Origin of the sequence: Belnapia sp. F-4-1 (assembly GCF_000802185.1) — a bacterium.
GTDB lineage: Bacteria > Pseudomonadota > Alphaproteobacteria > Acetobacterales > Acetobacteraceae > Belnapia.
In genome coordinates this window covers 669,394-686,346 of record NZ_KN676113.1, presented here as the reverse complement: position 1 = coordinate 686,346, position 16,953 = coordinate 669,394, and the positions used below count along the sequence as shown (strand labels likewise).

Genomic DNA, 16,953 nt, shown 5'->3' with positions numbered 1-16,953 from the left:
CTTGGCGCCGGTTGCGGAGGATGCTGGCGCCGCCCGCGGGCGCGGCGCAAGCCCGAAGCACACAACGAAACGTGAGCGGCTACACCATGAGGCGCAGAATCGCCTCCACATCGGCCGCGCCTTCCACCTTGCGCGGGTTGGTGGCAATGGGCGGCCCGCCATCCCATTTCGCCGCGAGCGCCGGAATCTCCTCGGGCCCGATGCCGACCTCGGCCAGCGTCGTCGGCAGGCCGAGCCCGCGGATGAAGCGGCGAAGCGCCTCATGCCCCTCGCCGCCGCCGAGGATGTCGGCCACGACCCGCTGCTGCGCCGCGTTCACCGGGGCGTTCCACTGCATCACCGCCGGCAGGCCGAGGCAGGAAGTGATGCCGTGCGGCACGCCCTTGGCGCCGCCGAGGATGTAGCCGATGCCATGGCTCGCCCCGACCGGCACGCCGGCCCAACCGCCCATGACCGAGAGCCACATCGCCTGCTGCGCCACGCCGCGCGCCTCGATGTCGTCGCCCTGGCGGTGGATGGCCGGCAGCGCCACCGCCAGCATCTCGAGCGCCTGGCGCGAGACGGCATCGGAGAAGGGCGCGCGCGTCGTCGCGCAGAGCCTTTCCGCCGCATGGTCCACGGCGCGGATGCCGGAGGAGAGCAGCAGTTCGCCCGGCGTCTCCAGCGTCGCCTCCGGGTCGAGCACCACGGCGATCGGCACCTGCATCGCGTGCTGGGCGCGGTGCTTGCGCCCGGCGGCGAGGTCGGTGAAGCCGGCATTGGGCGCGAATTCCGCGGCCGAGAGCGTGGTCGGCACGGCGACGATGCGCGGCGTGAGCGCCGGCTCGACCCAATAGGCCGCATCGGTCCCGCGCGAGACGGCGCTGCCGAGCAGCGCCGCGGCATCCGTATAGCCGCGCCAGACCGCGTGGCAGGCGGCCTTCGAGCCATCGATCACGCTGCCGCCGCCGAGGGCGACGACGCGGTCGGCCCGCGCCTCGCGCAGCAGTGCCGCCAGCGCCAAGACGTCCTCGACCGGCGAATGTGCGCGCATCGCCGAGAACTCGCCGGCGAGCCGCGCCCCGATGGCGCCGCGCGTCGCCTCGGCGATGCGGCTGCGGGCAAGCGAGCGGGTGGTGACGAGCACCACACGCCCGCAATCCTCGATCTCCGGCGGCAGGGCCCGGGCAACGGGTTCGCCATGGCGGACGCGCTGTTGGGCAGGCCAGGCATGCAGGCTCATCTCGGTCATCCCCCTTTGGGCCTTGCCGGCCGCGTTGCGGGCGGCGATGCACTCCCGCGCCGCGGCCCATTCGGCATCACCATAGGCGAAGAGGTCACGGAAGCCGCCCCCGTTAAGCACCCGAGCTCCCGCATTTCCTGCGCGCCGTTGCCCTGCCGGCCACATTCGTCCCCAGCCTGGCCGGCCGATGACTTGAGCTGAAGGCCTGTGGGCGGCAGGCTGGGGAGATGAGCACATCCCTCCCTTCCACCCGTCCCGTCCTCCTGGTCACCGGCGGCGGGCGCGGCATCGGCGCTGCCGTGGCGCGGCTCGGCGCCGCGCAGGGCTACGACATCCTCCTCACCTACCGCAGCGACGCCGGCAGGGCCGAGGCAACGGCCGCGGCGGCGCGGGCCGCGGGCGCCACCGTGCTGGCGCTCCAGGCCGATGTGGCCGAGGCCGAGGGCCGGGCCCGCTGCTTCGCGGAGCTCGATGCCCGCTTCGGCCGGCTGGACGCGCTGGTGAACAATGCCGGCATCACCGGCCCGACCGGGCGGCTCGACGAGACCTCCGACGCGGTCTGGGAGGAGGTGCTGCGCACCAATGTCCTCGGCCTCGTCGCCTGCAGCCGCGAGGCGATCCGGCGCATGTCGACGCGCCATGGGGGCAGGGGAGGGGCGATGGTCAACATCTCCTCCCGCGCCTCCGGCCTCGGCGGCGGCGGGGAGTGGGTGCATTACGCCGCCAGCAAGGGCGCGGTGGACACGCTGACCCTCGGCCTCGCCAAGGAGCTGGCCGGCGAGGGCATCCGGGTGAATGCCGTAAATCCCGGCCTGATCGACACCGAGATCCACGCCGCCGCCGGCATGCCGGACCGGGTCACCCGCATGGCCGGGGGCGTGCCCATGGGCCGCGGCGGCAGCGCGGAGGAGGTGGCGGAGGCGGTGCTCTGGCTGCTCTCCCCCGCCTCCGGCTATGTCACGGGCGCATTGCTGCCGGTCAGCGGCGGCCGCTGAGGACCGATTGCCGCTATGCCCCGGCCGCACTAGCGTCCGCGGCCGATGAGCTTCGTCCTTTCCGATGCCCGCCTCCTTGCCATGCTCGAGGAGGACGTGCCCTATGGCGACATCACCACCGCCGGCCTTGGCATCGGCGAGGCGCGCGGCCGCGCCACCTTCCGTGCCCGCGCCACCATGACCCTCGCCTGCATCGAGGAGGCGGAACGGCTGATGCAGCTCGCCGGCTGCCCGGCGACGCATCGCCTCGCCTCCTCCGGCGCTCAGGTGGAGGCGGGGGCGGAGCTGTTGCGGGCCGAAGGCGAGGCAGCGGCGCTGCATCGCAGCTTCAAGCTGGCGCAGAGCCTGATGGAGATCGCCTCCGGCATTGCGACGCGGGCTCGGGTGGTGCTCTGCGCCGCGCGCAGCGGCAGGCCCGGCATCGCCGTCGCCTGCACCCGCAAGCACCTGCCCGGCGCGAAGGATGTGATGCTGCGCGCCATCACCGCCGGAGGCTGCCTGCCGCACCGGCTCGGGCTTTCGGACAGCGTGCTGGTCTTCCCGCAGCACCGGGGCTTCCTCGGGCGGCAGCCGCCGCACCTCTGGGTGGCCCGCCTCCGCATGGCGCAGCCGGAGCGGAAGATCGCCGTGGAGGCGGACAGCGTCGATGCCGCGCTGCAATTCGCCCATGCCGGCGTCGACACGCTGCAACTCGACAAGCTGCCGCCGGAGGATGTGGCGGCCGTGATGCGGGCGCTGGCCAACATGCCGCGCCGCCCGCTCGTCGCCGCGACCGGCGGCATCACCGAAGCGAATGCCGGACGCTATGCCGCGGCCGGTGCCGACCTGCTGGTCACCTCCGCACCTTATGCGGCGCTGCCGGCCGACATCGGCGTAGCCCTGTCGCCCCTGGGCGGATAGCGCCGCCCCGGCCTGTCACTCGCCCAGGTCGTCGTGGTATCCCGAGAAGGAAGCCCACCGAAACCGGCCTTGCCCAACCCCCCACGGCTCTGCCGTGGGGGGTTGGGCAAGGTTTCAGGTGATGAGCAACCAATCGGGGCCTCAGCAGGGCCGTGAAGCGGCTCCCGCGGGGGCCTAGACCGCAGGCCGCAGGTCGTTCGGGAAAGCCTGCTCCGCCGGCGCCAGCGCCGCGGCCGCCACCTGTGGCTCGCCGGCGACATGGCGGACGCCGGCGATGGTGCAGGGCGCATCTGCTGCCTCGATCGGCGGGTTGAAGGACAAGCCCGCCATCAGCCCGCGCAGCACGATGCGCGCCTTGGCGAATTCCTGCTCCTGGCAAAGCCGCAGCGCCAGCGTCACCTGGCGGCGCATCAGCCGTGCCACCGAACGGGAGCCCTCGAAACGACGCTTCATGTAGACGTCGTTGCGGATGCGGTGGAAGTGGTAGCCGATGCGCGCCGGGTTGCGCTCCGTCCGGATGTCGAGCACGCCGGCAAGCTGGCGCACATGCAGCGCCCGGCTGGCGCCCACAATGTAGCCCGGCCGTTCCCGCGTGACACGCAGGGTAAACTCCGAGTCCTCGCCCCAGATGAACATCCCGGCGATGGGCAGGCCGTGCTGCGTCAGCGTCGCGCGCGGGATGAGGTTGGAGACGAGCGCCGCCCGCGTCACCGGCACCAGCCCGTGGTTCAGCAGATCCGGCCAGTTCTCATAGGCGAGGGCGTTGAGGCGACGGTCCATCTCCGGCACGTTGGTCACCGCGCCGCCCGGTGCGCGAGCCACGGAGGTGAGGAAGGCGGGGGTGATGCCGCGCCCGTCCAGCGTCTCCGCCGCGGCGAGCAGTGCGGCCAGCGCATCCGGCTCCGGCATGACGTCATCGTCCATCACCCAGACATGGTCGGCGCCGGTCTGGTAGGCGAGGCGCATGCCGAGATTGTAGCCGCCAGCCGCGCCGATATTCTTGGTCAGCACATGCAGGTCGGTGCGGCCGGCCCAGCGCTCCTTCACCATCTCCGCCGTGCCGTCGGTGCTGGCATTGTCGATGACAACGATGTGGTCGCAGGGGTAGGTCTGCGCCGTTATGGCCTGCAGGCATTCATCCAGCAACTCTCGCCGGTTGTAGGTGATGACGACGGCACAAACCTTGGACATTGGGAGCGGCCTCCGCCTGCTTTTCAAAAGATAACGACCCGCGGGATGGGGACGGCAAAACGACCGCCCCACTCGCGGATGATGGACATCTGCTCGGCAACCTCCTCGCGGAGGTTCCAGGCCAGGATCAGCACGTAATCCGGTCGTGCCTCGATGATCGCTTCCGGCGCGCGGATCGGGATGCGCGTGCCGGGCAGCAGCAGGCCCTGCTTATGAGGGCTGCGGTCAACGGTGAAGGGCAGCAACTCCGGCCCGACGCCGCAATAGTTCAGCAGCGTGTTGCCCTTGGCCGGCGCGCCATAGCCGACGACGCGCTTGCCGGCGCGGCGGGCCTGCAACAGGAAATCCAGCAGCGCGGCCTTGGTTTCGACCACCTGCTCGGCGAAGCCGCGATAGGCGTCCGGCCCGTCCAGCCCAGCTTGCCGCTCCAGCACCCGCATCGCCTCGACCGCCGGCGTCACCGCCTTCGCCGCATCCTCGGCATGGCGGACGAAGAGGCGGAGCGAGCCGCCATGCGTCGGCAGCTCCTCCAGGTCGAAGATGGTGAGCCCATGCTGGGCGAAGATGCGCTCCGCCACGAACAACGAGATGTAGGAGAAGTGCTCATGGTAGATCGTGTCGAATTCCGCGTGCTGCATCAGCCGCAGCAGATGCGGGAACTCGAAGGTGGCGACGCCGCCCGGGGCGAGCAGGATGCGGAAGCCCTCGACGAAGCCGTGCAGGTCCGGCACATGGGCGAGCACGTTGTTGGCCACCATCAGCATCGGCTGCGGATGCGCCGCCCGCAGGCGTATCGCCGTCGCCGCATTGAAGAAGGCGACCTCGGTCGGAATGCCCCGGGCCATGGCGAATCGGGCCACATTCGCCGCCGGGTCGATGCCGAGCACGGGGATGCCACGCCGGGCGAAATATTGCAGCAGGTAGCCGTCATTGCTGGCGACCTCGACCACCGGCGTCCCGCCGTCGAGGCCGAAGCGCGCCACCATGCGTTCCACATAGGTCTCGGCATGGCGCAGCCAGGCTTCGGAGACGGAGGAGAAGTAGCGGTATTCCGAGAAAATCGCCTGTGGGCTTTCGAATTCCGCGAGCTGCACCAACCGGCAATCGGAGCAGACCAGGGCATGCAGCGGATAGAAGGGCTCCATCCGCGCCGCATCGGCCGGGGCGACGTAGGAATTCGCTAGCGGCGTCAGGCCGAGTTCTGCAAAGGTCTCGCGCAGCGGCGCGCCGCAGCAGCGGCAGGCAGGGGCGGTGGAGCTGGTTCGAAGCGCGATATCCATCGGCGCTGTGATGGTGCCATCCATATGTATCAAGCCTCCATCCAGCCAAATTGCCTGGCGCTTGTCGTTTGTGCGCTCACGAGCCTCTGCCTCCCCGACCGGCCGATGATCCCGCAGCGGCCAACCTGATCTGCATTTAACATTACAGACACGGGCAGGAACATGTTCTCCCAACGCCGTGCGCTCACTTCACCTTGAAAAAAGTTGCTCTTGCGAACGTACTTTACGGAAAGTTCACTCCTTGCAGTGCCGCCATGATGCGAAAGAGGCCTGGGCGCAACGAAGTGGGCGGAAGGCACCATGGCGATGGGGAGAGAAGCAGCCGAGGTCATGATGGCCAGGGGCGAAGTGCTGCATGCGCATTGCGCGGCACTTTTTCCCATCTGCCGCAGCATCACCGGACCTGGCCTGCGCGAGACGCTTCGCTATATCGGGGCGAGTATCCCGCTTGAGATTCACGAAGTGCCGAGCGGCACGCCGGTGCTCGACTGGACCGTGCCTCGCGAATGGGTGCCGCGCAGTGCCTGGATCCGCCGCCTCGATGGCACGACCGTGGTCGACTTCGCCGAGCACAATTTGCACCTCCTGCAATACAGCCACGCCGTGGATGCCGTGGTGCCGCTCAGCGAGCTGCAACGCCATCTCCATAGCATCCCGGAGCAGCCCGAGCTGGTTCCCTACCGTACCGCCTATTACAGCGACGGCTGGGGCTTCTGCCTGCCGCACAGGTTGCGCGAAAGCCTGAGCGATGACGCCTATCGCGTGCATATCGACGCGGAGCTGAAGCACGGCTCGCTTTCCTATGGCGAATGCCTGCTGCCGGGCGAGAGCGAGGCGGAGGTCCTGGTTTCCATCCACAGCTGCCACCCCTCGCTCGCCAACGACAACCTCTCCGGCATCGCGCTCGGGCTGGAACTCGCACGCGCCCTTTCGGGCCGGCGGCGGCGGCTGAGCTGGCGCTTCCTCTTCCTTCCAGGGACCATCGGCTCGCTTGCCTGGCTGGCGCGGAACCGTGGCGGCGTTGGCCGGATCGCGCATGGTCTGGTGCTGACCTGCCTCGGCGATGGGGGGCCGATCACCTACAAGGCCTCGCGCCGCGGCGATGCGATGATCGACCGCATCGCCGCGCATGTGCTGCGCCACGAATCGCCGGAGAACCGGCTGCTGCCTTTCTCGCCCTATGGCTATGACGAGCGGCAATACTGCTCGCCCGGCTTCGACCTGCCGGTTGGCTGCCTGATGCGCTCGCCGAACGGCACCTTCCCCGAATACCACAGCTCGGCCGACAATCTCGATTTCGTCCGGCCCGAGCATCTCGCACGCTCCTTCGCCGCGTTGGCCGCCATCGCCGAAGTGATCGAGGAAGACCGCCTGCTGGCATCGACCTCGCCCCATGGCGAGCCGCAACTCGGCCGGCGCGGCCTCTACGCGCCGATCGGCGGCACCGGGCCCGCGGCGGCGGGGCGCGGCTACGGCCAGATGGCGCTGCTCTGGGTGCTGAACCTCGCCGATGGACGGCACAGCCTGCTCGACATGGCGGAACGCGCCGGCCTGCCCTTCGCCGAGATTCGTGCCGCCGCCGCGGCCGCGGAGGCGGCGGGGCTGCTTGTCACGGCAAGTCCAATTGCCGAGGGCGCCACGGTTCAGGATAGTTCTGCAACATCAGGGAAGGCACGGCCATGAGCACCGTTCACTACGACGCCCGTTGCAGCGACGAGGCGCGCCGCGAGGCGCTGTATCACGGTGACATCTTCATCTACTCGCCGATGCCGGCGACGCGGGCGCTGGCCGAACTGGCGCGCGGCATGATCGCCGAAGCCTTCGCGCCGCACGACCCGCGCCGCATCGACCAGGTGCTGTCGATGGAGGAATGCGCCGCGGTGCTGGCCAGGCTGAAGCCGGCCTTCATTCACCACCCCGAATGCAAGCGCCTGCTGCCCGAGATCATCAAGGATGTCGGCGGCGACCTCGACGACACCTATTTCGACGTGCCGCGGATGCGCTCGGCCTATCCGGCGCATTACCTCACCTCCGGCATCGCCTATGCTTTCCACGCGCATCGCGACACCTGGTACTCTGCGCCGCCCTGCCAGATCAATTGGTGGCTGCCGGTCTTCGAGATCGAGGCGCGCAACTGCCTCGCCTTCTATCCGGAGTATTTCGGCAGGCCGGTTGGCAACACCTCCGAGATCTACAACTACTACGAATGGAACACCAAGAACCGGGCCAGCGCCGCGCAGCACGTCAAGCAGGACACGCGCGAGCAGCCGAAGCTGACCGAGCGGATCTCGGAGCGCGACCTGCGCCTGCTGGTGCCCCCGGGCGGCGTCGTCCTCTTCTCCGCCGCGCAGCTGCATGAGACGGTGCCGAACACCAGCGGCCTGGCGCGCTACAGCATCGATTTCCGCACGGTGAGCCGCGACGACGCGGCGGCGCGGCGTGGCGCGGCCAATGTGGATTCCCGCTGCACCGGCACGACGATGCGCGACTACCTGCGCGCCTCCGACCTTTCCCACCTGCCGGAGGAGGTGGTGACGCTCTACGACGACGGCACGGCCATCGAAGGCCGGACCTTGGTCTTCACACCCGACCTGGCGATGGCCCGGTGAAAAGCCAAGTCGCCGCCAGGGTCCTGGCGGCGACCTGAAACCGCCGCGGCGCGGCAGGCGCACCCCGTGCCAGAATTGAGGCCGGGTTCCGCTGGCCTCGGCCTGCGGAACCCGCCCTGGCTGATGGTCGAAGCGATCCGCCATCCCCGGCCGGGTGGACCACCCGGCCGGTGCTTGGCTCAGTCCCAGACCTTCCAGGGTGCGTCGGTTGCCCAGCGGGCTTCCAGCGTCTGCTTGTCGCGGAGCGAGTCCATGCTCTGCCAGTAGCCGTCATGCTGGTAGCTGCCGAGCTTGCCGAGCTCGGTCAGGCGCCGCATCGGGCCTTCCTCGAAGACGGTGCTGTCGCCCTCGATGAGGTCGAGCATCTGCGGCTCGCAAACGAAGAAGCCGCCATTGATGAGGCCGCCGTCCCGCGCATCCTTCTCGCGGAAGCCGGTGACATGCCCGTCCTCCGAAAGCCGCAGCGCGCCGTAGCGGCCGGGCTGGGAGACGGCGGTGAGGGTGCACCAGGCCCCGGTCGCCTCATGAGCCGCGATGACGCGGCGGATGTTCACGTCGCTGACGCCGTCGCCATAGGTGAGGCAGAAGCGCTCGTCGCCGATATGCTTCCGCGCACGGAGGATACGGCCGCCGGTCATCGTCTCGGCGCCGGTATCCAGCACGGTGACGCGCCAGTTCTCGCTCACCGCCTCGAGCCACTGCACCTTGCCGTTGCCGAGCTCGATGGAGAAGTCGCAGTTCTCGTCGCGGTAGCGGAGGAAGTAGTCGCGGATGTAGCGCACCTTGTAGCCGCCGAGGACGACGAAGTCCCGCAGGCCGTAATGCGCGTAGATCTTCATGATGTGCCACATGATCGGCCGCCCGCCGATCTCGACCATGGGCTTCGGGCGGATGGAGGTTTCCTCCCCGAGGCGGGTGCCCAACCCGCCAGCCAGCAGCACGACCTTCATGGTACGGTCTCCTCGGCGCCCTGGCGCCAGACAAGGTCATCGGTGAGGCGGCCCGCCTCGCGGTGCTGCTGCAGCACCTGCAGGCGGATGAAGGGGGAGTGGCGGAACTCCGCGTCGGCGAAGCGCATCCCCCGCATGCCCTCGACCAGCCGGTTGATGGAGCCCTCCAGGGTCACCTGCGGCTGGTGCTCCGGCGCCAACTCGGCGAAGCGGCTGAAGTCGACGCGGTAGGAGCGGCTGTCGACCGGCGCCGAGGTGTTGATCGAGACCTTCGTCCCCGGCAGCGCCGCGGCGACGGCATGGGCGAGGTCGCGGACCTGATGGTTGCGCTCGTCGGAGCCGGCATTGACGGTGAGGAAGCGCCCGCCGCGCTCCGCCGGCCGCGTCGCCGCCCATTCGATGGCCCGCGCCATGTCGGCGACATCGATCAGCGGCCGCCAGGGGGTGCCGTCGCTGAGCACGGTGATCTCGCCGCGGCTGAGCGCGCCGGCGACGAAGTCGTTCAGCACCAGGTCCAGCCGCAGCCGGTCGGACATGCCGCAGGCGGTGGCGAAGCGGAGGCAGGTGACGGTCATGTCGCCATTGAGGCCGGCCAGGGCCCGCTCCGTGCCGATCTTCGAGGCGGCATAGGCGGTGACCGGGTTCAGCTCATCATCCTCGCGCCGCGGCGGGCCGGCAGCGACACCATAGACGCTGCAGCTCGACAGGAAGACGAAGTTGCGGACGCCGGCAGCCTGCGCCTGCTGGGCGATTTGTACCGAGGCTTCCTGGTTGATCTCAGCGGTGACGCGGGCGAAGCGGTCGCCCATCGGGTCGTTGGAGATCGCTGCCATATGCACCACGGCATCGACGCCATGGAACAGGCCGGGATCGATGCTGCGCACATCGCCGAACACCTGCCGCGTAAGCGACGCTTCGGGCAGCGTCGGGGCGCCGGTGAGGCAGTGGGCGAAATAGGCGTTGTCGAAGCCGATCAGCTCCGCATCCGGAAAGCGCCGGCGCAGGTGGCGGACCAGCACGGGGCCAACATAGCCCATATTACCGGTGATGAGGACCTTCATGCTTTCGCTCGCATCAGTGACGGGCGGCCAGGGGCCGGCGCGAGCAGATAATCAGAGAGTTATGCGCCGCTCATGTAACAAGGACGCCAGACTTCAACCTGAGACTTCATAATATTTTGCCCTCAGGGCACCGCCGATGTCGCATTTGTGCCCTTGCAACGATCGAAAACATCCTCCGGTTGATGATGTGGTCATCGTCCCCACGATGCCGCCTGCGCTGCCGTCGCGCGCATGTCGCCGCCCTGGGCTGGCGTGACGCCAATGCACGATGCTCACGCCGAGGGCGGCGATTGGATGGCCGTTGCGCCGTCGTGGTGCTGCCCATGTGCCGAAGCCCAGCCCCCTCCCTCATCGGCATGCGCCCCGCCTGTCGAACCATCCGTTTCTTTGCCGGTGCTGCGCCAGGGTCGGCGATGCTCCCGGGCGCCGGCGGGGGTGTTCCAGCGCTTCCCGCTCTGGGCTAAGCCTTGCGGATGCAGCCCGTCCGCCAGGCGTTCCCCTCATGATGGATCACCACCGCCCATGACCGCGCCCGGCGCCCCCGGCATCCGCCCGAGCTGGACCAGCAGCGCGAAGGACATCGCAGGCACCGCCATCGGCGCCTCGCGCCTCTGGTTCACCCTCGGCTACGGCATCGTGAACGAGGTCTACCACCCGCGCGTCGACCTGCCGCAGATCCGCGACCTCGGCTTCATCGTCGCCGATGGCGAGGGTTTCTGGACCGAGGTGAAGCGCAACGCCGACTACACCCTCGCCACCGCCGGCCCCGGCATCCCGGCGGTGCAGGTGGTCCACCGGCATCCGCGCTTCGAGCTGGCGCTGCGCATCGCGCCCGAGCGCGACCGCGACGTGCTGCTGATCGAGGCGGTGCTGACCGGCGATCCCGGCCTCCGCCTCTATGTCCTGCTCGCCCCGCACCTGGGCGGCACGGGGGAGGGGAACCGCGCCTCCGTCTGCCGCGACCGCGACCGCCTGCTGCTCTGCGCCGAGCAGGGCGGCCATGCCCTCGCCCTCGCCGCGGCGGAGCCGGCGACGCAGGGCGAGGCCTGGGCGCGCGCCAGCGCCGGCTTCGTCGGCGCCAGCGACGGCTGGCAGGACTTCGCCGCGCATGGCGCCATGCGCTGGGAGTATGCCGAGGCCGGCCCAGGCAACGTCGCCCTGCTCGGCGAGCTGCGCGGCACCTCCGCCGTGCTCGCCCTCAGCTTCGCCAGCGAGCGGGACTCGGCGGCGACCCTCGCCTTCTCCGCCCTGCTGCAGCCCTTCGACGCCGCCTGGCACCGCCATGTGGAGGCCTGGGAGGTCTGGCAGGCGAAGAATGTCGATCCCGGCGCCTGCCAGGACGAATTCCGTGAGGCCGCGCATGTCTCGGCGATGGTGCTGCGGGTGCACCAGGACAAGACCTTCCTCGGCGCCATGGTGGCGAGCCTCAGCATCCCCTGGGGCAGCAGCACGGACGATCCCGGCGGCTATCACCTCGTCTGGCCGCGCGACCTGGTCGAGAGCGCCGGCGCACTGCTCGCCCTCGGCGGCTGGGAGGAGGCGCGGAACATCCTCCGCTATCTTATCGCCACCCAGCTTGGCGACGGTCGCTGGGCACAGAACCAGTGGCTGGGCGGCAAGGCGCACTGGACCGGCATCCAGCTCGACGAGGCGGCCTTCCCCGTCCTGCTCGCCTCGGCCCTCGCCGAGGCGGATGCGCTGGGCGGCATCCAGGCCGGCGACATGGTGGCGAAGGCGCTGCGCTTCATCGCCTTGCACGGCCCGGCGACCGACCAGGACCGCTGGGAGGAGACGCCCGGCGTCAACACCTTCACCCTCGCCGCCGCCATCGCCGCGCTGGTCTGCGGCGCGGAGCTGCTCGCGCCGAGCGAGCGGCGCGACCTGCTTCTGCTGGCCGATGACTGGAACAGCCGCATCGAGGACTGGTGCCTCGGCGCCGATCCTGCCCTCGTCGCGGAGCACGGCGCATCGGCCTATTACGTCCGCGCCGCCTCGCCCGCGGTCTTCGCCGGCCGCGACGGCATCCGCGACCGCGTCCCCGTGCGCAACCATGACGGCGAATGCCTGGTGCCGGCCGACACGCTCATCAGCACCGACCCGCTGCAGCTCGTCCGCTTCGGCCTGCGCCGCGCCGACGATCCGGCCATCCTCGGCACCATCCGCCTGATCGACGCCTTGCTCCGCGTCGAGACCCCCTCCGGCCCGAGCTGGTACCGCTACAACGGAGACGGCTATGGCGAGCACGAGGACGGCCGCCCCTTCGACGGCACCGGCCGCGGCCGCCCCTGGCCGCTGCTGACCGGCGAGCGCGGCCAGTACGAGCTTGCGGCGGGGCGAGGGGAGGAGGCGCGCACCCTGCTCCGGGCAATGACGCGGATGGGCAGCCGCCTCGGCCTGCTGCCCGAGCAGGTCTGGGAGGCGGAAGCGATCCCGGAGCACTTCCTCCACCCCGGCCGCCCCTCCGGCTCCGCCATGCCGCTGGTCTGGGCCCATGCCGAGTTCATGAAGCTGGCGGCCAGTCTCCGCCTCGGCCGTCCGATCGACCGGCCGGAACCGGTCTGGCTCCGCTATGGCGGCGAACGGCCACGGGTAAAGCGGGCGCATTGGACCCGGCGGATGCCCATCGGCTGGATTCGCGCCGGCCAGGGTCTCCGCCTGCTGCTGGAGGAGCCCGCGTCGATCCGCTGGCAGGGCGGCGAGGCGCGCACCGCCGCTGGCGCGCTCGGCCTCCACCATGCCGACCTGCCGACCGAGGCGCTGGCCCCGGGCGATCGCTTCACCTTCGCCATCGGCGACGAGGCGGAATGCACGATCCGCATCGAAGCGGGCGAGGGCTGACCGTTACGCTCCTCGACGCATCCTTGCCCGGCCTCCCCGGCCAGTTCCCAATCCGCTGCCGCTTCCCCATCTGGCGCGCGTGACAGAGGGCTCTCGACGCATGGACATGGACCCCCGCCTTTGCCCTGACCCGGCCGTGCTGGCACGCGCCGCGCCGGCCCCGGCCTCCACCCTGGTGATCTTCGGGGCGAATGGCGACCTCACCAAGCGCCTGCTGATGCCCTCGCTCTACAACCTCACCGGTGCCGGGCTGCTGGCGGATGGCGTCCACGTCATCGGCCTCGACCACAACGAGCGTAGCGATGAGGCCTATCGCGAACAGCTGACCGAGGCGATGCAGTCCTTCGCCGCCGACAAGGGCGGCGAGTTCTCGGCCGACGGCATCGACGGGCGCGCCTGGGGCTGGGTGCGCGAGCGCCTTTCCTACCTTACCGGCGAGTTCGAAGAGGCCGCGACCTATGAGCGCCTCGCCGCCCGGCTGGAGGAGATCCGCCGCGAGGCCGGGCACGGCAACTGCGTCTTCTACCTCGCCACCGCACCGCGCTTCTTCGGCACCATCGTCGAGCGCCTGGCCGCGGCCGGGCTGATGCGCCAGGAGGGCGGCGACTTCCGCCGCGTCGTCGTCGAGAAGCCCTTCGGCACCGACCTCGCCTCCGCCCAGGCGCTGAACGCGCAGATCCTCGGCCTCGTCGAAGAGAGCCAGGTCTTCCGCATTGACCACTTCCTCGGCAAGGAGACGGTGCAGAACATCCTGGCGCTGCGCTTCGCCAACGGCATCTTCGAGCCGCTTTGGCACCGCGACCATATCGACCATGTGCAGATCACCGCCGCCGAGACGGTCGGCGTCGAGGGGCGCGGCCGCTTCTACGAGGCGACAGGCGCGTTGCGCGACATGGTGCCGAACCACATGATGCAGCTGCTGGCGATGACGGCGATGGAGCCGCCCAACAGCTTCGACGCCGATGCGGTGCGGGCCGAGAAGGCGAAGGTCGTGCAGGCCATCCGCCCGCTTGGGCGCACGGAGCTCGCCCGCGACGTGGTGCGCGGCCAGTACGCTGCCGGCACGCTGAAGGGCCAGCCGGTGGTCGGCTACCGCGACGAGCCCAACGTCGCCCCCGACAGCGCCACCGAGACCTATGTTGCCATGAAGCTGGCGATCGACAATTGGCGCTGGGCCGGCGTGCCCTTCTACATCCGCACCGGCAAGCGGATGGCGCTGCGCCGCACGGAGATCGCCATCCAGTTCAAGCAGGCGCCCTTCGCCATGTTCCGCGACACGCCGGTCGAGCGGCTGACGCCGAATTTCATGGTGATCCACATCCAGCCGAGCGAGGGCATCTCGCTCCATCTCAGCGCCAAGGAGCCAGGGCCGACGCTCAAGCTCTCCGGCGTGCAGATGGATTTCCGCTACAGCGACTGGTTCAGGACGGCGCCAAGCACGGGCTACGAGACGCTGCTCTACGACGTGCTCGTCGGCGACGCCACGCTGTTCCAGCGCGCCGACAATGTCGAGGCCGGTTGGTCCGCCGTGCAGCCCATCCTCGACGCCGCGTTGACGGTCGAGCCCTACGCCGCCGGCAGCGGGGGCCCGGCGGCGGCCGATGCGCTGCTCGCCCGCGACGGCCGGCACTGGCTGAAGCTCGCATGACCGCGCCGGTCCGGCTGCTCGTCTCCGATGTGGACGGCACCCTGGTGACGACCGACAAGCGCCTCACCCCCGCTGCCATCGAGGCCGCCGCGCTTTTGCGCCAGGCCGGGGTGATTCTCGCCCTGGTCAGCAGCCGGCCGCCGCGCGGCATCGCCCCGCTCGCCGCGCAGCTCGGCCTCGACACACCCGTCGCCGGCTTCAACGGCGGCGTCATCCTCGACCGCGAGGGCCGCAGCCTCGCCGAGCGGCCGGTGCCGGAGGCGGCGGCCCGCGCCGCCCTCGCTGCCTTCGCTCAGCGCGGCATCGACGCCTGGGTCTTCGCCAATGGCGAATGGCTGCTGCAGAACCCGCATGGCCATTACGTCCCGCTCGAGCAGCGCACCATCGGCTTCGCCCCGCGTCGGGTGGACAGCTTCGAGCCTGTCATCGCCCGTGCCGGCAAGCTGGTCGGCGCCTCGGCCGATGCCGCGCTGCTCGCCGAATGCGAGGCGAGCCTCCAGGCGGAGCTCGGCGCGCAGGCCAGCATCCACCGCTCCCAGGCCTATTACCTCGACGTGACCCATCCGGAGGCTGACAAGGGCCATGCGCTGCTGGCCCTCGCCCGCCTTTGCGGCGTTACCCCCGAGGAGACCGCCTGCATCGGCGACATGGCGAACGACCTGCCCATGTTCGGCGTTGCGGGCCTCGCCATCGCCATGGGCAATGCCCCACCCGCGGTGCAGGCCCGCGCCGCGGCGGTCACGTTGGCCAATGACGCGGATGGCTTCGCCGCCGCGGTGCGCGACATCATCCTCCCCCGTGCGGGAGGCGAAAGGAGGCCGGGATGATGCATCGCATGGAGGTGGCGGCGGATGCCGAGGCCCTGGCCGAGCAGGCCGCCACCTGGGTGCTGGAGCATGTCATGGCGCGGAAGGGTGCCGTCTCCATCGGCCTGTCCGGCGGCTCGACCCCGAAGCGGCTCTACGAGCGCTTGGCCTCACCGGAATGGCGCGACCGGGTGCCCTGGGCGCGCATCCATCTCTTCTGGGGCGATGAGCGCTTCGTCCCGCCCGATCACCCGGATAGCAACCAGGGCATGGTGCGGCAGGCGATGCTCAGCCAGGTACCGATCCCGCCCGGCAACATCCATCCGGTTCCGACCGACGGTACTCCGGAGGCTGCCGCCGCTCACTACGAGGCAATGCTGCGCCGCTTCGCCGAAACCCGGCCGGGTGAGCCGCTCTTCGACATCCAGCTCCTCGGCCTCGGGCCTGATGGGCATACCGCGTCGCTCTTCCCCGGTAACCCGGCCCTGCTGGAGCGCCAGGCCTGGGTGCTGGCCGTCATCGGCGCCAAGCCGGAGGCACGCATCACCCTGACCTATCCGGCACTGAACAGCAGCCGCGCCTCGGCCTTCCTTGTCGCCGGCGCGGAGAAGCGCGAGGTGCTCGCCCGCCTCCGCGCCGGCGACCGGGCGCTGCCCGCGGCCGGGCTCGGCCCCGCCGGCCCGGTCACCATCCTCGCCGACCGGGCGGCGGCCGGGGCGTGACGGGGCAGGACCAGCAGAAGCGCCGGGTGGCCGAAGCCGCCGCCGCGCTGGTGGAGTCGGGCATGCTGCTCGGCCTCGGCTCCGGTTCCACCGCCGAGATGGTGGTGGAGATGCTGGCGGCGCGGCAGGCGGCGGGCCTCCGCATCGCCGGCGGCGTGCCGACCTCGGAGCGTACGGCGGCGCTCGCTCGCCGCCTCGGCCTGCCCCTGGCGGAGCTGGACGAGCGGCCGCTCGACCTCGCCATCGATGGGGCGGATGAGGTGGAGCAGGGGTCCTTCGCCCTGCTGAAGGGCCGCGGCGGCGCCCTGCTGCGGGAGAAGGTGGTCGCCACCGCCAGCCGCCGCCTGCTGATTGTCGTTGACGAGGGCAAGCTGGTCCCGTGCCTCGGTCGCGGCGTGCTGCCGGTGGAGCTGGTCGAGTTCGGCCGGCGCGCAACCCTCGCCCGTCTCGCCGCTCTCGGCCTGACCCCAACGCTGCGCCAGGGGGCGGACGGTACGCCCTTCCGCAGCGATGGCGGACACCTGATCGCCGATTGCGCGACCGGCCCGATCGCCGATGCCATGGCGCTCGACCGCGCGCTGCATGCCATCCCGGGCGTGGTGGAGACCGGCCTCTTCCTTGGCCTCGCGCCGCAGGTGCTGGTCGGCACTGCGGATGGCCAGGTGCTTACCCTCGACAGCTGAAGGCTGGCGGCCCGCGCCGCGCTGCCCCTACACTCCCTGCAACGATAA

At 70.4% G+C, this 16,953-nt stretch carries 14 protein-coding genes; 9 read left to right on the top strand and 5 right to left on the bottom strand.

The genetic code is table 11. The features are described 5' to 3' along the window. Positions 1 to 79: 79 nt before the first annotated feature. Positions 80 to 1,342 carry an iron-containing alcohol dehydrogenase gene (locus tag LH62_RS03490; RefSeq protein WP_052213664.1) on the bottom strand — a complete coding sequence of 421 codons (1,263 nt, stop codon included), beginning with the start codon at positions 1,340 to 1,342 and terminating at the stop codon, positions 80 to 82. A 107-nt stretch (positions 1,343 to 1,449) separates the two neighbouring features. Here LH62_RS03490 and LH62_RS03485 point away from each other — a divergent pair, with 107 nt between their 5' ends. After that, a complete protein-coding gene (locus LH62_RS03485; RefSeq protein ID WP_043359277.1) occupies positions 1,450 to 2,217 on the top strand; it encodes an SDR family oxidoreductase in 768 nt (255 codons plus the stop codon). Positions 2,218 to 2,262: 45 nt separating this feature from the next. Continuing rightward, positions 2,263 to 3,117, top strand: a complete 855-nt coding sequence (modD, locus tag LH62_RS03480) for a ModD protein (protein ID WP_043359275.1) — start codon at positions 2,263 to 2,265, stop codon at positions 3,115 to 3,117. Between the two features lie 174 nt (positions 3,118 to 3,291). Here modD and LH62_RS03475 read toward each other — a convergent pair whose 3' ends face one another. Next, positions 3,292 to 4,308, bottom strand: a complete 1,017-nt coding sequence (locus LH62_RS03475) for a glycosyltransferase family 2 protein (RefSeq protein ID WP_082012325.1) — start codon at positions 4,306 to 4,308, stop codon at positions 3,292 to 3,294. A gap of 23 nt (positions 4,309 to 4,331) precedes the next feature. Beyond that, on the bottom strand, positions 4,332 to 5,612 hold the full coding sequence (locus LH62_RS03470; protein ID WP_082012324.1) for a class I SAM-dependent methyltransferase: 1,281 nt from the start codon (positions 5,610 to 5,612) through the stop codon (positions 4,332 to 4,334). Between the two features lie 306 nt (positions 5,613 to 5,918). Between LH62_RS03470 and LH62_RS03465 the strand changes: the two genes are divergently transcribed. Both LH62_RS03465 and LH62_RS03460 read left to right on the top strand, forming a co-directional pair. Further along, positions 5,919 to 7,271: a DUF4910 domain-containing protein gene (locus LH62_RS03465; RefSeq protein WP_052213663.1), complete on the top strand. Its 1,353-nt coding sequence runs from the start codon at positions 5,919 to 5,921 to the stop codon at positions 7,269 to 7,271. Beyond that, complete coding sequence (locus tag LH62_RS03460) at positions 7,268 to 8,197, top strand: hypothetical protein (protein WP_043359274.1); 930 nt, start codon at positions 7,268 to 7,270, stop codon at positions 8,195 to 8,197. Before LH62_RS03465 ends, LH62_RS03460 begins: the two co-directional genes overlap by 4 nt. 179 nt (positions 8,198 to 8,376) lie before the next feature. Here the strand turns inward: LH62_RS03460 and rfbF are convergent, their stop codons facing one another. Both rfbF and LH62_RS03450 read right to left on the bottom strand, forming a co-directional pair. After that, positions 8,377 to 9,147 (bottom strand): glucose-1-phosphate cytidylyltransferase, encoded by a 771-nt coding sequence (rfbF, locus tag LH62_RS03455; protein ID WP_043359273.1) that lies wholly within the window; start codon positions 9,145 to 9,147, stop codon positions 8,377 to 8,379. Next, positions 9,144 to 10,208 (bottom strand): NAD(P)-dependent oxidoreductase, encoded by a 1,065-nt coding sequence (locus tag LH62_RS03450; RefSeq protein WP_043359272.1) that lies wholly within the window; start codon positions 10,206 to 10,208, stop codon positions 9,144 to 9,146. The genes rfbF and LH62_RS03450 overlap by 4 nt, the downstream gene beginning before the upstream one ends. Positions 10,209 to 10,730: 522 nt before the next feature. On the opposite strand from LH62_RS03450, the gene LH62_RS03445 reads away from it, so the two are divergent. From LH62_RS03445 to rpiA, 5 genes are all read left to right on the top strand, one after another. Beyond that, the gene (locus tag LH62_RS03445; RefSeq protein WP_052213662.1) at positions 10,731 to 13,046 is read left to right on the top strand and encodes a glycoside hydrolase family 15 protein; all 2,316 of its coding nucleotides are present in this window, start codon (positions 10,731 to 10,733) and stop codon (positions 13,044 to 13,046) included. A gap of 100 nt (positions 13,047 to 13,146) precedes the next feature. Further along, positions 13,147 to 14,694 (top strand): glucose-6-phosphate dehydrogenase, encoded by a 1,548-nt coding sequence (zwf, locus tag LH62_RS03440; RefSeq protein ID WP_236552463.1) that lies wholly within the window; start codon positions 13,147 to 13,149, stop codon positions 14,692 to 14,694. After that, a complete protein-coding gene (locus LH62_RS03435; RefSeq protein WP_052213661.1) occupies positions 14,691 to 15,521 on the top strand; it encodes a Cof-type HAD-IIB family hydrolase in 831 nt (276 codons plus the stop codon). Before zwf ends, LH62_RS03435 begins: the two co-directional genes overlap by 4 nt. Next, positions 15,518 to 16,222, top strand: a complete 705-nt coding sequence (gene pgl, locus LH62_RS03430) for a 6-phosphogluconolactonase (RefSeq protein ID WP_043359270.1) — start codon at positions 15,518 to 15,520, stop codon at positions 16,220 to 16,222. Before LH62_RS03435 ends, pgl begins: the two co-directional genes overlap by 4 nt. Continuing rightward, the gene (gene rpiA / locus LH62_RS03425; RefSeq protein WP_043359269.1) at positions 16,219 to 16,905 is read left to right on the top strand and encodes a ribose-5-phosphate isomerase RpiA; all 687 of its coding nucleotides are present in this window, start codon (positions 16,219 to 16,221) and stop codon (positions 16,903 to 16,905) included. Before pgl ends, rpiA begins: the two co-directional genes overlap by 4 nt. The last annotated feature ends 48 nt before the right edge of the window (positions 16,906 to 16,953 follow it).

Bases quoted from the DNA above. Each gene is read 5' to 3' on its own strand.
- LH62_RS03485 (WP_043359277.1), top strand. From the start codon at position 1,450: ATGAGCACATCCCTCCCTTCCACCCGTCCCGTCCTCCTGGTCACCGGC.
- modD (WP_043359275.1), top strand. From the start codon at position 2,263: ATGAGCTTCGTCCTTTCCGATGCCCGCCTCCTTGCCATGCTCGAGGAG.
- LH62_RS03475 (WP_082012325.1), bottom strand. From the start codon at position 4,308: ATGTCCAAGGTTTGTGCCGTCGTCATCACCTACAACCGGCGAGAGTTG.
- LH62_RS03470 (WP_082012324.1), bottom strand. From the start codon at position 5,612: ATGGATGGCACCATCACAGCGCCGATGGATATCGCGCTTCGAACCAGC.
- LH62_RS03465 (WP_052213663.1), top strand. From the start codon at position 5,919: ATGATGGCCAGGGGCGAAGTGCTGCATGCGCATTGCGCGGCACTTTTT.
- LH62_RS03460 (WP_043359274.1), top strand. From the start codon at position 7,268: ATGAGCACCGTTCACTACGACGCCCGTTGCAGCGACGAGGCGCGCCGC.
- rfbF (WP_043359273.1), bottom strand. From the start codon at position 9,147: ATGAAGGTCGTGCTGCTGGCTGGCGGGTTGGGCACCCGCCTCGGGGAG.
- LH62_RS03450 (WP_043359272.1), bottom strand. From the start codon at position 10,208: ATGAAGGTCCTCATCACCGGTAATATGGGCTATGTTGGCCCCGTGCTG.
- LH62_RS03445 (WP_052213662.1), top strand. From the start codon at position 10,731: ATGACCGCGCCCGGCGCCCCCGGCATCCGCCCGAGCTGGACCAGCAGC.
- zwf (WP_236552463.1), top strand. From the start codon at position 13,147: ATGGACATGGACCCCCGCCTTTGCCCTGACCCGGCCGTGCTGGCACGC.
- LH62_RS03435 (WP_052213661.1), top strand. From the start codon at position 14,691: ATGACCGCGCCGGTCCGGCTGCTCGTCTCCGATGTGGACGGCACCCTG.
- pgl (WP_043359270.1), top strand. From the start codon at position 15,518: ATGATGCATCGCATGGAGGTGGCGGCGGATGCCGAGGCCCTGGCCGAG.